We start from the raw sequence: 15,775 nt of genomic DNA, 5'->3' as shown, positions 1-15,775 counted from the left end.
CGCGCGCAGCGCGCCGTGCGCGCGCTCGTGCCGGCCGCCGTGCTCGGCGCCCTCGCCGCCTTCGGCCTCGCGGCCGCGCTGCCGGCCGTGTCGCAACTGCCGGGCGCCGTCGATTCGGGCACGGCCGCGCTGCCGCAGCGCGTGCTGTCCGATACGCCGTTTCCCACCGCGCAGCATTTCGTGACGAGCGAACTCGCCCGCACGATCGGCGAGCGCAACGAACACGTCGATCGCAACGATCGCAGCCTGCAGCCGGGCCTGTTCGCACCGCTCAGCGCGCATCGCAACGACATGCTCGGCTACACGAGCCTGTTCCAGTTCGCGTCGCCCGATCACCGGCAAGGGATGCGCGCGGGCGACATCGAGCTCACGCTGTCCGATACGCTGAACCGCCTCGACGTGCCGCCCGAAGTACGCATTCAGCTCGGCGACCTCGTCACCGGCAAGGTCGCGATGCGCGCGAGTGCGCAGCGCGGCGACTATTACCGCATCGCGTTCGACGCGAACGACGGCACGCCGCGCCTCACCGCGCTCGAGCTGCGCGTCGCCGGCCGCACGTTCGGCGCGATCTGGTTCCGCGCGCCGGGCGCCGAACACGGTGCGTACTACACGCTCGACGGTTCGCCGCTCGAAGCCGCCGCGTTCACGATGCCGGTCAAGTGGACGCGCATCAGCTCGTTTTTCGGCGAGCGCGTCCATCCGTTGTCGCAGGCGATGGCGTTCCATACGGGCGTCGATCTCGCCGCGCCGAGCGGCACGCCGGTCGATGCGGCGGCCGACGGCGTCGTGTCGTTCGTCGGCACCGATCCGGGCGGCTACGGCCGCTACGTGATCGTCGATCATGCGGATGGCTATTCGACCTACTACGCGCACCTGTCCGCGTACGCTCGCGGGCTGAAGGTCGGCGAAACCGTGAAGCAGGGTCAGCGCATCGGCTCCGTCGGGATGACGGGCGCGGCCACCGGCCCGCACCTGCATTTCGAGGTGCGGGTCGCGAACGATCCGGTCGATCCGCTCGTCACGCTCGCGAACGCGCAGACGGGGCTGTCCGACATGCAGCTCACCGCATTCCGCCAGGAAGCCGCGCAATGGCGCTTCCGCCTCGCGTCGATCAATAAGACGCCATTCGCGTTCGCGCAGAACGACGGACCGCTGTGGGGGGATTTTGCGACCGGTCCGTCGACGTTGCGGGCGGTTTTCAATACGCACTACTCGGCGGAACGAAGCTGACTCCGACGCACACGATCTTGGTGGTTGGAGAAGAGCGTACCGTTGTCAGAATGCTCCCGCGCTCTTCTCTACACCGTCAGCTGGTCACGGACTTGAGCCAATGTTTTGGCGCGAGGTAAAAGCAGACCTGCGCCCGATACCGCCGGCGGTGTGCGCTTACCCCTCGTAGTCGAACCGAGATGGGTTCCCTCATGACAAACAAGACCGTGTTTATTCAGAACTGAGCGGTCACCTGAAAACCGAGCGTCACTCGCGCAGTCGGAAAACCCGACGGCTTGTAGACGGGCGTACCCGCGAAGAGATCGTACGCATAGGCTCCGAATCGCGTACCCACGCTGCCCTTTATGCCGATCACGGCGCCGGCCAATTGTGTCCCGACGAGGGCGACAGGCTGCGGGCCCCATACGCGACCATAGTCAAGTCCCGCATAAACTGCCTGCCCCGTCTGCCCGATCGGCGCCTGCAGTTCGTTGCGCCAGTAGAAGCCGCGTGCCGCCGCGAGCATCGTTTCCCCATCGAAACCGCGCACTGTATAGCGACTGCCAATCGTCAGGTCGTCGATGTAGTAAAGCGTGTTTCCGGTGTACTGGCCGTGGAATGTGCCGACATAGCGGAATGGCTGCTTGCCGACGGCGAACGGGACCGACAGGTTCGCGTCGAGCACCGCCATCTTGAACCGATAGGTCGGTCCGCCGCCCTCCGCCAACGTATCGTGCTGAGCCCCCAACCCACCGACGCCTTGACGATATGCAAGCGAGCCGTCGAGCTGTGCGCCGCCGAAATAGTGGCGATCGGTCAGGCCGAGTTCGATCATCGTGTTATTGCGGCGCTGCTGTGATATCTCGGTGTCTTCGATAAAGCTTTGGCCGAAGCGACGCGACAGGCGAACGTATGCGCCGAATACATCGTTCTGACTACGCGACAGCACGCGGGCCAGCCTGAAATCGACCGTCTTCGAGTTGCCGCTCGCGACGAATGTCTGGTTCACGCCGGCAATTTGCTGGTAGTACGTGTTCGTGTATGCGGACAGCGTGGCGGTCCAGTAGCCCCACGGGATTGAGTAGAAGCCGTTCCAGCCGTGCGAGCCGAGCCGCTTGTCGCCGAACTCGAGATCCTGGCTCACGCCGATGTTGAAGATGTCGTTCAGGCCGAGAGGATTGTCGATGCCGAGCGACAGGTTGCCCTGCAGCCGACCGGTCGCCCGCGTGCCCGAGTTGTCGATCGAGGCGACGACGGTCCACGGCTTGCCGCGCTTCACGTCGAGCACGACGTCGCTCTCGCCCGGCACGTCGGCCGGCACGATCTGCATCGACACGTCCTGGCTCGACACGCGCTTCGTCTGCTCCAGACCTTGCTCAAGGTCGCGCAGGTTCAGCAGTTCGCCGTCGCCAGTCGGGAAAGCGGTTTTCCAGGTACCGCGGAGCTTTTCATCGGCGAAGCGCACATGGCGGATGACACCGGGGATCAGCGAGAGCTTCAGCGTGCCGGTGGAGAGATCCTGTTCGGGCAACAGCACGCGCGTCGTCACATACCCGCGCGCTAGGATGGCTTGCGACAGGCCCTTGACTTGCACGTCGAGTCCCTGTTTGCCGACACACTGCCCAGTGTAGTGCTCAAGCCATTCGCGCGCGAAGGCGAATCGATCCATCGGCAACGCCGACGCGCCTTGCGATTTCAGGGAAGCAGGCAGCGCATCGGGTACGTCGAGTGCGAAACGCTCGATCCGAAAGCAGGGCATCTCCGACGGCAGCGTCGGATACCCAGCGCTTGCCGCCACGTTCGACCGTACCCCAGGCGCGGTGACGGTTCGCTCGCGCTCACGTGCCTCTTCTTGCTGTCGGATTTGCTGGTCATTGCCCGGAACGGTCAGGCGCGGCGCTTCCTGCGCGGACACACTGGTCGCGATAAGCATCAGCGCTGCAGCAGCAGAATTCCCCCGGCGAATAGTTCTCATTTGTTTTCTAGGTATGTGATCGTGGACTACGGCTGGATCGCGAGTGCTATCGAAGCGTCACTTTCGGTCAATTGCCGGCCATCCCGCAAACGCGAAAATCCAAATCGCAGCAAGATTCACACCGGGAATCAACAGCGCAAGCACCCACCAGCCGGAATGCCCGGTTCGACGCAAAATTCGAGCATACGGATAAAGAAACAGGCCATAAAAAATAGGCAACACCATGAGAGCCAATGGCCCCCAACTCGCGAACGACGTCATCACTTGGTTCATTTCTATACCTTCTATTGGAATTCAGGTTCGCCCAAACAACCGAGCGAACAAGCCACGCTTCTCGACATTGGCTGACGGAGGCGGTTGCCGCACGCCCCCTAGATCCGGCATTTCCTCACGGCGGAGCCGCGCGAGCGCAGCCTCCAGCACCGGATCTGTATAGAACGGAATCACGGCCTGGAGGCGTGCGTAAGTCGGTTGCATCAGCGGATGATCGATGAGGGGATTCTCAAGCCCTCGAATCTCGCGCAGTCGCTGCCAAGCCAATATCAGCGCCGGGAAACGTGTCAGAAGATGGCTGTTGCTGAATTCGTACCATTGCTTGCCTCTAGTTCGGTGCGTGTAGAAGTCACACAACCACTGGATGTGCTCTTGCATCGGCAAGAGATCGGCTCCGCGCCAGTGAACGAACAGTTCGTTTAGTACCGGCTGGTTCAAAGAATGAGGCGTGTCTTCATCAGGATCGCTCCAGGCATCGAACGGAATATCCCAGTGGTCAAAGCAGATTCGCAGCAACCAGTGATAAAGCGGGTAATGCCCCGTGTCAAAGTACCGCTGTCTCTCATAAAGAATCTTGATTTCGTCGGTTAGCATTTTCGCCTCATCGATCCAGCCCATACACAGGCAGGTAGACAAGGTCTCAATCGCTTGATTGAACGATGCTCGAAAATCGGTTCGAGTGGAATCGATCTGCTTATACTGTTCAATTCTTGTGCGCCAGTACTGGTAGCCGAAACTTTCTGCCAGCAATCCTTTCCATTCCGGCTCTTCATCGGAAGAAAACATGAGCCTTACGGCTTCGGATTTTTCCTTCTGAGCGCAGACCAGTGACGTGCTAACCCCGTGAGAAAGGTATTTTGCGGGAGAAGTCCCGGATACATCCGTAAATGGATTTTCACCACGTGCATATGCTTCCAGGTCCCGCCGGCGCGGTTCCCATATGTTCTGTCGCAACTGCTCCCAGCTCTTCTCAATTCCGGACAGAAGTTGATCTTCGGTCTCCCAACGCGGATAGATACCAAGGCGTTTCATTCACTTTTCTCACGGTGCGGGCGGCCAAGGCAAAAGGCCGGCGGTCACTGAACCTGTTGACCCTGGGCGAGGAATTCGGACCTGCATGACATTGTGGCTAACCGCGTACCCTTCGTCTTGCGCTTGACCAATCCGGTTCGCAAGGGCCTGCATGTCGCCTGGGAGTTGCTGCTTATTCAGGACCCCAGTCGATGCTTGAGCAACCCAGTCATTGAATCGATTGGTAAGATTATCCTCTGGCGTTATCGGAATCCGATCACCGGTCACAGTTTTCACCTCGACATGATAAATCGTCCTGGTTTGCTGATCGATATAGACCAGATCAATACCGTGTCCGGACGCGTTCTGGATGGGTACGAAGTCCTGACCGGACGCCTCCTTCATCAGTTGAGACGATAACTGCTCCCCAAGGCGCCCATCGTTGCGCCAAATATTCGTCAACGTTGGCAGCTGATCCGCCGTGAAGCGATAGCTACCCGCCATATCGGCCATCGTGCCGGTCACAAGTGGCGGTGCCCGACGTGCGAGTGTTTCAAGCGCACCGGCGGTCACATCCAGTCCTACTCGACCAAGAGCTGCACTCGCGTCGACCGCGCCCTTAGCAGCGGTGACGACGCTGGTAGCTTGCCACAAGAGATTGCCTAAATCGCGCCCGAGCTGCTCGGCATTCGCGCCGCCACCGACCGTCAGCGCGTTGTCCATGCTGGCGATCCGCGTCTTCAATGAAGAGACGATCTGATCACCAAGTGCAGCGCGCACCTGGGGATCGTCGACCAGCGCCTGCAGCCCCTTCAATGCAGCGACGGGATCAGATGCGAAACGCACGAGCCCGGCAGCGTCAATGACGGCGGCCTCGTTCAAGCCTTTCCACACGCCCCCAGCCGTAAGCAAATCTTGCTTTCCGCTGACTGCGAACCACTTCGCATTGGTCTGCAACTGGCATCCGAGGTTGCCGTTACAGGCAACCAGATCCTTTTGCATCTGAACGCGCTGTTCGGTCGCAAGCCAATTGTTCTGCGCGGCTGCGGTCGCGCTGGTTGTCGTCGTGGCCGCTCCCGAGGCGCCGCCCACGCCGGACTCTGCCGCCACGCCGGCCACGATGGACGAAATCAGATTTTGTTTCGCTTCCTTCTCCTGCTCGGTCATGTCAGGAGTCGGGGGCGCAAACAGATTCGTCAGCAGACTGGATGCCGCCGCGCCCATCGCGCCGGCGCCGCAGCTTTGGCTGCTAGCGGCCGCACCTGCACATCCAACAATCGCGTGCAGCGCAGCATGCAGCGGGCTACCTTCCGTCACCGTGCCATTTTCGACCAGCTTGCCGATGTACGACGCGCCTTGCTGCTGCAGGTAATTCACCACACCGGCCTGCGCAAACTGGCCGGCGCCACCGGTCACGTTGCCGCCCGCAGCTGCGGTCAGTGCGGACAGCACTTGCCGGTACGTACCGCCTGGGCCCCATTCCGCCGTCAACTGGTCGGCCTGCTGCTGCGCCTGCAATCGTTGCTCGGGCGTCAAATTCGGATTCTTAGCGGCAGCCTGTGCCGCGTCCGCTTCCTTCAATCGATTGTCGACGAAGGTTCCGACCTGATTGATAAACTGACTCGTGATGTCGAACCCGGCCTGAATCTTGTCCTTGTCGAAGATCGGCGCGAGCGCGCTGCTCGTGTTCGACGTGTCGCGATTGATGTTCGCTACCGCTTCGGCGGCAGTTTCGCCCGTCAGTTGCTGCTGCTTCGCGCCATCAGTAATCGTGACCGTACCACCGCTCACACCGCTCTTTGTGGTCGAGCTCGCATCACCCGATGCGCCCATCACCACCGGTGGCGCAACTGATACCCCGCCCTTACTCGGCACACTGGTCCCAGGCACCGGATTCACGTTATCCGCTGTACCTTTCTGATCCTTGCCGATGGTGCCACCATAGCCACCCGAGAGCCCGACCGACGATGCGTCGTACGATGCGTGGTTCTCGATGTCGCTATGGGTAAGGGTGCCGGTCGTCAGTTTGTTCAGGTTGTCCTGCACGGCCTTGTCGCTGCTCGCGATCACACCGCCCTTGAGATCAGTATTGCCCTTCACGTCGACCTGGAAGCCGCCATCACCCGCCTTGATCCCCGATTGCTCGATCACGCTTGCGTAATCGCTGTTCATCTTGGTCTGGCCGACGCTGCCCGCCACGCTCGACTTCCCGGCGCAAAGCGGTGGCGCACACACGCTCGCCGAAATACCGGCGCTTTGCTGCTTCGAATCGTAGTGATCCTTGTCCTGCAGGCTCTCGATGTTCAGGTTACCGCCGACATCGGTAACCACCTGTTTGCCTGACACGACCGCGCCCTTCAGATTCGTATCGCCGCCCGACTGAATTGCAAGCTGGTTGCCCGCGGTCACGTGCGTATTCGTCCACGTCGACGAATCTCCATCCGCGTTGCCTCGATTGCCGGCAACGCCCGCCGTGAAGGCTATCCCCGACTTGTCGCCAACGGTGAACGACACGCCCACCGAGGCGCTCGACCCGCTGTTCGTGCTGTGCTGGCTACTGGTATTTTCCGCCGCCTGCAGGTTCACATTGCCTTCGGCGGCCAACTTCGCGTTGTTACCCGCCGAAATCGTGCTGCCGATCACGTCGATATTGCTGTCCTTGCCGGCACCAGCGGCTGCGATCGTCACGTCGCGGCCTGCCGACACAGTACTCCCCACCGCCGTGCTCGACTGTGCGTGCATCTGACTGTCGCTCTTGCTCGCGCCAACCGATACGTTGATCCCGACGCTTGTCGCGGCTTTCACCGGATCCCCGCCCATCTGCTTCAGCGAGTCATAGGTGTTCTTCGCCGCAAGACCCGTCGTAGCCGCTGCCAGCGCGATCAGGCGTGGATCACCACCCACGTTTTGCGCAGCGTTCGTCATCTGCCTGCCAATCTGTACCGCCGCGACCACCGGATTCGTCACGCCCACCGTCACGCCGGCCTGACGGAACTGCTGTTGCTCTGCGAAGCTGGATGTATCCGTCGCGGCGTCGATCTTGACCGTCTTGCCGGCCAAATTCACGTCATTGCCCGCATGCAGGATACTTCCAGTCGCGTGCAGATCGTTACCCGCACTCACGGTCAGGTTGCCGTTCAGCGCACCAATCGCACTTCCATTGTTCGTGACGGATGAAGACTGCTGCTTGTCGGAGTTCGAACGCGAGCCGACGGATACTGATAAGCCGCCGTTCGACATGAAGCCGGTTTCCTTCTTGTCGAAATAGGTCGACGATTGGATCGTGTCCTGCGAGGTCTTGATGTTCACGTCCCGCGCGGCAGACAGCGACACATCGTTTGTACCGACGATATTACTGCCCGTCACGTTGACGTCCCGGCCGCTCGTGATCGTCACGCCATCCGCCGAAATCGTGCTGCCCTGGCTATAAGTCGCCGTCTGATCGATTCCGCTCGCGATCTTTGCTCCGCTGACAACATTGCTGTGGCTGTGGGTCTCGTGCGAGTTCAACTCGTGCGTCTCGGTTGCCGCGCCGACATTCACATCGCCAGACGCCAGCAGGTTCGCGTTGCCCTTGTCGAGGCTGATCGCGCTGCCGGAAAGAGTAATGTCCTTGCCCGACACGATGTTCACCGTGTCGCCGCCCTTGAGCGTCGTGCCGGTCAACACCTGATCGGACGTATGCAGCGTCTCCGCATAACTGCCGTGACTGTCGCTGCCCGAGCTGTTGCTGTTCACCGTCGATGTCGTGCTCGCCGCGCCGAGCGTTACGTTGCCCTTGGCCGCAAGCGTGCCGCCCTTGCCGAGGTCGATTTGTGCGCCCTTGGCCGTCAGATCACCACCCACGACGACGTTCGACTGCCCACCGACCGTCACCGAGCTACCGGTGACCTTGTTGATGTCGGTATTCGACACGCCGTTCGCCCGCTGCACGATCTTGTGTTCGCCGACTTGCTGCGTACCGAGGTCGTAGTTCCCACCAACAAGCAGGGCGAGATTCCCGCCAACTGTCAGCGCACCCGCATGCTGTTCAAGGTTGCCCCCGGTGATGATCGCCGCGTCGCCCTTGACGTCGAGTTGAGCAATCGGCCCAAGCGTCGTCTTGACGCTCGTCGCACCGTCGCGGCTTATCTGGGTGTCGGTATTCACCGCGCTATTGAGAATGAGATCACCGCCTGCGTTTAGGTTCAAGCTACCCGCTTTGACCTTCGCCGATGTGAGATTGACGTCGCCGTCCGTCTTCAGCGACATCAGCCCGCCGCTTTGCAGCGCGCCGAACGCGTTGTCGATCTGCTTGCCCTGGATCGCCAGCGTGTTGTCGGCCTTCACCGTGCCGCTGTTCGTGAAATTCTGCGTATCCTTCAGATCGATGTCGGTGGCGGTGATCAGCGGACCATTGATGTTCTGCTGGTTCGCCTGTGCCAGATACACGACCGGCACGAGCACCGACTGACCGTCGACCACGCGCGTTTCCATCATGATCACGTTACCGCTCAGCTTCGATACCTGCTCGGAAGACAAGCTCGCGCCCAGCGGCAGATTAAGCGACTTCTCCAGCGCTGCACCCGCCGCCATCAACTGCTGATACATCGTCTGAAGATCCGTGTACGGACCCAAAACCGCGCGCCCCGTCAGCGCCGTCACCTGATTGCGTACAAGCTGCTGTTCATAGAAGCCGTCACCCAGGCGCTTCGGAATGTGGGTGAGGTCAACCCCGATCTGACCGAAAAAGTAGTCGCTCGAAATAAAGTTCTTCTGGTTCGTGAACGCCGGATTCGTCTCGATCACGTAGCTCGCATTCGGCGACGGATTCGGTCGGTACAAGCCACCCTGCGGAATCGTCAGGTTGTTCAGCACGTTCAACGCGGTCGCACTTGCAATGATCCGATCGACCGGTGTTGAGGCGCCGCCATGCACCGGCGCCGCCGACTGGGCGCCCGCGCCCGCGATCGTTCCTCGAACGGCGCCACCAGTCGTTGCCGAAGCCGTTGCATTACCATTGAGCGTGGCAGGCGTCACGGTCGCCCCCGGACCCGTCGCTGCGCCATTGAGCGAGACCGGCGTCAAACCCGTGACCGATTGACCGGGCAGCAACCCAAGCGACGGAAGCGATGCGTTGCCTGCGGTATTGTTGATGCTCACGCCCGTGCCGGAAATCGTGCCGTTCGAACCCAACGTCGAATCGTAGCCCGGCAGCTTGTAGGTCTTGACGTCTGCTGGCGCGACCTGGGTATAGCCGCCCGGATGGCCCGTCACGAACGTGGCATCGCCAAACGGCAATTGCCAGTTGTATTCGCTGCTGTCGTAGTTGTTGTAGTGGTACTGGCCCGAGTACGTCACCGTTACGGTCGGCGCCTGCTGGCCGGTAGCCGCCCAACCATTGGCATCGTAGGCATGCGGCATATCGACATTGCCAACCGCTGTGATGCTACTCCAGTAGTTTTGCAGGGTGCCGGTCGATGAGGCATCGATCTTGCCGCCCGACACGATTTGCGCAGTCGGGCTCAATGCCGTGACCGTGTTCCCCACAGCCGTTCCAGTGTAGGTCGTGTAGAAGTACCCGCTGTTCCACTGGCCGCCGTGAGGCGGCTCAATGTACATGCCGCCCGGCTGGGCGATGATGGCGGCTGTTATGGCCGGTGTGATGTTGTCGGACCGGAGACCGGCGATCATCTGCCCCCCGTTCATGCAATTCACCGCGAAGTACGATGCGCAACCTGACAAGCTAATGCCGTATTGCGCGAGGGCCGCCGGATCGACGTTACTCGTGCTTCCCGAGGTGCTCATCACACGACGCGTGCTCGTCACCTTGTCCGCGTGCAACTCCATATCTCCGCCAGACTGAATCAGAGCGGATACGTTGTTGACCAGTGCCGCATTCGTATAATTGCCGCTCGCGTCCTTGCCGCCCGCTAGCACGACCTTACCCATCCCGAAAATCGCCGTCGTTGGCATCGAATCGGTTGCCGTCGCGTCGTCACGGTTTTCGATGTCGCGCGCGAGAATTTCAAGCTTGCCATTGCTATCCGATGCGCCAATCAACGCCGTCGGCCCAACGTTCGACACCGTGCCGGTTGCGTTGAGCGAGACGCTCCCTCCCACCAACGATCCGGTATTGGACAGATTGCTCGATTGCGTATGCAGCAGTCCACCGGCCGACAACGCACCCGAATTGACGATATTGGCCGCATTGATGTTCAGGCCATTGATGGTTTGGAAACCCGCGTTGTTGGTGAATGTGCCGGGTAGCGCAAAGGTAAGATCGTTGCCGACGTTGAACTGCGTATCCGGCGTTGTCGTGTAATCGCCTTGCAGGTTCACGCGTACATCGTGCGCCGCGCTATACGCGCCGCCGCCTTGCAGTGTCGGAGCCGTGATCGTCAGGTCGTGCGTGGAGCTGATTTGCCCGCTCGTGTTCGTGATTGCGGCGCTCGCCGTCACGTCTACGTTGCCGCTCGAATTCGCCACGCTGCCGATTTGCCCGCCGCTGTTGTCCAAGGTCGCCCCTTGAACATGGAGGCTCGCGCCGCTCAACTGCCCGCCTTGCGTGTTCAAAATCGATGTCGCGCTGATCGTAACGTCGCCGTTACCAGTGATCGCGCCCATGCCCGATACGTTGCCCGCGCGGCTGTTCGTGATCCGGCTGCCGCCTCGCACGGTCATCGCACCTGTGCCGAGGTCGGTAATGGCCCCGTCGGCATTGTTGATCGACCCGGAATGAACCGCGATCGTGCTCGTGTCGCCGGCCGTCGTCTGACCTGCCTGAACGTGCCCGGCCTGGTTCACCAGCGTGCCGCCGTTCGTCAACGACAGAGACGCGCCCGCACGCACCAGCCCTTGTGCGTTGTTCACGTCGCCCGCCACCGTCGCCGTGACGCCGCCCTGTGCCGCGAGAATGCCGTTCGAGTTGTTCCAACTGCTCGCGTCGACAACCGCCTGCCCTTTGGTGACAATGGTTCCGCCTGCATTGTTCAGCGCACTCGCGCCGTTACCCGGCGCGATTGTCAGCGTCCCGGTACCGGCATGCGTGATCGTGCCGCCTGCATTGTTCAATTGGCTAGCGGCCAGCGTCAGGTCAGTACTGTTCGTTTGAATCACGCCCGCTGCGGAGTTGTCGAGCGAGCCGCTGACGTTGACGGCCATGACCGACGAGCCATATTGCGTGATCGTCCCGCCGTGGTTCGTCAAGTTCGGCGCGGTCAACGCAAGCTGGTTGGCTTCGAGCTTGCCCCTGCTGTTGTCGATCGTCGAATCGGCCGTCACGGACAGGTTAGACGCACTGACCGTTCCGCTCTGGTTCGTCATCGAGCCCGTGTGGATCGACGCATTCGTGCTCGCGCCAATCTGACCGCTGTCATTCGCCAGCGTGCTGCTGAAAATGCCGAGGTTGGCACGGGATTGCAATTTGCCGTTCGTATTGTTCAACACGCCGCCGACCGTCGCCGTCAACCCGGATTTGCCGTTGATCAATCCCGACGTATTGTTCAGCGTGGCCGAGTGCTCCACGACGCTACCGTTGCTTGCAATCGACCCACCGACGTTCGATACCGATCCCGCTGCGTTTCCAAGCGTCAGCGTGCCGCTGCCGGCATGCGTAATCGTGCCGCCATCGTTCACGAGTGATGCAAGGGAAAGCGTCAGGTCCGTACTGTTGGTTTGTAGCGTGCCGCCATTCGAATTGTCGAGCGTGCCGCTGACGTTGACAGCCATGGCCGACGAACCAAGTTGCGTAATCGTGCCGCCGCGGTTCGTGAGATTCGACGCGCTCAACGCGAGCTGATTCGCTTCGAGCGAACCGTCATTGTTGTCAAGCGTCGAGTCGGCCGTCACCGACAGGTTGGGCGCAACGATCGAACCACCCAGGTTCGACATCGCGCCCGTGTGGATCATCGCGTTCGCGCTTGCGCCAATTTGACCACCGTCGTTCGTCAGTGTGCCGCTGGAAACAGCAAGGTCCGTACTGGACAATAGCTTGCCCCGCGTGTTGTTCAATGCGCCGGCGATCGTCGCTGCCACCCCGGCTTGGCCATTGATCGCCCCCGACGTGTTGTTCAGCGAACCGCTTTGCGCGACGACTCGCCCGTTGCTCGCGATCGAGCCGCCGACGTTCGACATCGACCCCGTGCCGTTGCCAATCGTCAGCGTGCCGGTACCCGCATGCGTAATCGTGCCGCCATCGTTCACGAGCGAAGCCGGAGTCAGCGTAAGGTCGGTGCCATTCGTCTGAATCACGCCGGCTGCCGAGTTATCGAGCGTGCCGCTGACGTTGACAGCCATGGTCGACGAGCCATATTGCGTGATCGTGCCGCCATGGTTCGTCAGATTCGGTGTGGTCAACGCGAGCTGGTTGGCTTCGAGCTTGCCGCCGCTATTGTTAAGCGTCGAATCGGCCGTCACCGACACGTTGGACGCGCTGGCCGCCCCACCCTGGTTCGTCATCGAGCCCGTGTGGATCATCGCATTCGTCGTCGCGCCAATCTGGCCGCCGTCGTTCGCGAGCGTGCCGCTAGCGATGCCAAGGTCCGTATTGGACAGCAGCTTGCCGTTCGTATTGTTCAGCACGCTACCGACCGTGGCCGACAGGCCAGTTTGGCCGCCGATCGTGCCGGACGTGTTGTTCAGCATGGCCGATTGCGCCACCACGCGCCCGTTGCTCGCGATCGTACCGCCGACGTTCGACACTGATCCCGTGCCGTTGCCGAGCGTAAGCGTGCCGGTGCCCGCATGCGTGATCTTGCCGCCGTCATTGACCAGCGATGCGGGAGCGAGCGTCAGGTCGGTACTGTTGGTTTGCAGCGTGCCGCCGCCGGAGTTGTCCAGCGTGCCCGACACGTTCACACTCATCGCGCCGGTGCCGATCTGCGTGATCGTGCCGCCGTGATTCACGAGCTCGGTCGCCTTCAACGACATCTTGTCGGCCTTCACGGCGCCCGCGCTATTGTCGAGGGTCGTGCCGGTCAGCGCCGCCGTCTGAGCGACAATCGAGCCGCCGCTGTTGATCAGGCGCGCACCCGCATCGACCGCCACCTTTTGCGTAGCCTGCAAAGCGCCACCGCTATTGTCGATCGATTGTCCCGAGACCTGCAGATTCGTACTGGACGTCATCGTCCCGTGGTTGACAACGTTGCCGCCGTGCACGGTGACGTCTCCGTTGCCACCGATCACGCCGCCCTGCGCGCCGTTTGCAGTCGTGCCCGCTGCGTTGGTCAACTGGCCGCTGGTCGTCACGGAGAGGCCGTCGCTGTTGAGCGACGTAATCCGACCTGCCGTGTTGTCCAGCGACACGCCCGCCACCGTCATGCCAGTCGCGCTTTGAACGGTGCCCTGGTTGTTCGCAATGGCGCCGCCACGCACGTTCGCCGTGCTTTCGGATACCAGTTCGCCCGACTGGTTGGCGATCTGGCCTGCGACGTTGACCGCCAGCGGCCCCTGCGACGACACCTTGCCGCCCTGGTTCGACAGGTTGCCGCCGGTCAGCGTCGTGCTGTTGCCGCTCGACAGGCTGCCGTGATCGTTGATCACGGTGCCCGATGCGTTCGCCTGAATGGCGCCTTGCGCGCTCGTCGTCGCGTTCGACAGATTCACGTCGCCGGCCGTCGCGTTCAGCGACAGATTGCCGTTCGCGGCGGTCTGGCTGCCGGCGAGATTCACACTGCCGCCCGTCAGCGATGCGTTACCGCCCGCCACATTCTGGCCGGTCGCGGTCAGTTGGCCCGACACACTCAGGTTCAGGTCTCCGCTGTGCGCGACGGAACCGTCGTTGTTCACACCCGCGCCGAGCGTGCCAGTCGAGTTGACACTGCCGGCGTTGACCGTCGCATTCTGCTGCGCCGCGAGCGTCCCTGTGTTCGTCAGGTCGGCCGCAGTGTTCGCCGACAACGATTGCTGCGCATACGTGGTGCCGCTATTCTGGATGCCGCCCGAGGCCGACATCGCGAGGTTGCCGCTTGCCGTGGTCTTGCCCGCGAGCACGAGCCGGCCGTCCGATTGCAACATCAAATCGCCTGCCTGCGCCGCGATCGTCCCTGCGTTTGCGACACCCACGCCTGCGGAGTTGCCAACCAGAAACACCCTATTGGCATACATGCCGCCTAACTGAGCCACGTCAATCGCGACGGCAGGAGCAGGACCGTCACCGGCGATCTGCGTCGCGGCAAGCGTGTCGTGATTAACCTGGTTCGTACCGGCGATCACATTGAGATTCTTCGCATAGATTGCGGCATTGGCCTGTACAGCACGGGCGATGATGTCGGTCTGATCAACATTCGAGGTATCGAGGCCCGCGCCTTGCACGGTTACAAGGCCGCGACTGACATTGAAGCCCGTCAACGACCCGTCCGCGCCAAACTGCGGCACGCCAGTTGTCAGGACCGCGCGCGAGGTATTGATGAACCCGCCACCGTCGACGACGATACCGGCAGGGTTGGCCAGCACGACCTCCGCACGGCTGCCCGCGATCTCCACATACCCCTTGATCTGACTAGCCGCGGTGCTGTTGACCTGGTTGACGATGATGCGTGCCGCCTGCCCCGCGCTCAGGTTCGGGTTGCCGTTGATATAGCCGGCCTGCTGCGTGTTGACGATCGTCGACGCGTTGTTCAGGATCGCGCCGTTCTTCTGAACGTCGAACTGGTTATAGGTGTTCAGCGACACGCCGGCAGCGCTCGGCGTGTTGATATTGACTTGCGGCAGCCCGTTGGGCGTCTGCACTACCGCGGGCGCGTGAGCCCCTCCGCCGACGATCTGCGCATTCGCCCATATCGGATTCACGCCAGCGGCGACCAGCGCGCCGAATGCAGTGACCCGTAACGCGAACATCGCTGCCGGATGCTCGCCGCCGCGCTTGGCGACACGGCGAGTCTCGCCCGTATTTGTTTTCCCCGTCCTGCCGGCCGTTTCTTCGACGGCGACCAGCATACCCCGTACGCGGCTGAATACCAGCCGATAATGGTTTTTGTTCATCTTCTTGGTCTACTCGCGCTTCTCGTTCGATCCGCTCTCACGGCCTCGAACATCGCATGTAATCTAATTGAAACCGTGGAAAGGCAGCCTCAATGAGGGGTCATCGTTCCCGACATGCGAAGGATGAGACGACTCGATACGTCGCTCGATTACTGCCACTCCGATCCGCCGATCTTGATGTCTTGGATAACGACATACTCCGTCGGCTGCAAATATCGACGGTATTGTTATCGGCAATTCGGGCGAATCTTACCTCACCCATCAGTTCAAAAAAATCCCTGACAGAATTGCGAGGTCGAATCGGTATGCGATCGGTAATCAGATCGCTTGTAACCGCTTATAGGG

Annotated in this window: 5 protein-coding genes; 1 reads left to right on the top strand and 4 read right to left on the bottom strand. The window is 61.4% G+C overall.

Annotated features, from left to right (window positions below; genetic code table 11):
- A partial coding sequence (locus A9Z05_RS31405; RefSeq protein ID WP_256122133.1) for a M23 family metallopeptidase occupies window positions 1–1,230 on the top strand: 1,230 nt, incomplete at its 5' end.
- Window positions 1,231–1,444: 214 nt separating this feature from the next.
- On the opposite strand, the gene A9Z05_RS31400 is transcribed toward A9Z05_RS31405, so the two are convergent.
- From A9Z05_RS31400 to A9Z05_RS31385, 4 genes are read right to left on the bottom strand one after another with little or no spacing between them, the layout of a single operon-like run.
- Window positions 1,445–3,184, bottom strand: coding sequence for a ShlB/FhaC/HecB family hemolysin secretion/activation protein (locus A9Z05_RS31400; RefSeq protein WP_069621460.1), 1,740 nt, complete (start codon window positions 3,182–3,184; stop codon window positions 1,445–1,447).
- Window positions 3,185–3,241: 57 nt separating this feature from the next.
- Entirely contained in the window at window positions 3,242–3,457 is a 216-nt protein-coding gene (locus tag A9Z05_RS35600) for a hypothetical protein (protein ID WP_371090928.1), read from the bottom strand.
- A gap of 21 nt (window positions 3,458–3,478) precedes the next feature.
- Window positions 3,479–4,489 carry a hypothetical protein gene (locus tag A9Z05_RS31395; RefSeq protein WP_141723518.1) on the bottom strand — a complete coding sequence of 337 codons (1,011 nt, stop codon included), beginning with the start codon at window positions 4,487–4,489 and terminating at the stop codon, window positions 3,479–3,481.
- Window positions 4,490–4,498: 9 nt separating this feature from the next.
- Window positions 4,499–15,430: a hemagglutinin repeat-containing protein gene (locus tag A9Z05_RS31385; RefSeq protein ID WP_084044518.1), complete on the bottom strand. Its 10,932-nt coding sequence runs from the start codon at window positions 15,428–15,430 to the stop codon at window positions 4,499–4,501.
- Window positions 15,431–15,775 lie beyond the last annotated feature (345 nt).

It is taken from the genome of Burkholderia sp. A2, assembly GCF_001729305.1.
Lineage (GTDB): Bacteria > Pseudomonadota > Gammaproteobacteria > Burkholderiales > Burkholderiaceae > Burkholderia > Burkholderia sola.
This window is presented reverse-complemented; position numbering and strand designations above follow the sequence as displayed.

Excerpts from the sequence above, each read along its gene's own strand:
- A9Z05_RS35600 (WP_371090928.1), bottom strand. The coding sequence starts at position 3,457 with ATGAACCAAGTGATGACGTCGTTCGCGAGTTGGGGGCCATTGGCTCTC.
- A9Z05_RS31395 (WP_141723518.1), bottom strand. The coding sequence starts at position 4,489 with ATGAAACGCCTTGGTATCTATCCGCGTTGGGAGACCGAAGATCAACTT.
- A9Z05_RS31400 (WP_069621460.1), bottom strand. The coding sequence starts at position 3,184 with ATGAGAACTATTCGCCGGGGGAATTCTGCTGCTGCAGCGCTGATGCTT.
- A9Z05_RS31385 (WP_084044518.1), bottom strand. The coding sequence starts at position 15,430 with ATGAACAAAAACCATTATCGGCTGGTATTCAGCCGCGTACGGGGTATG.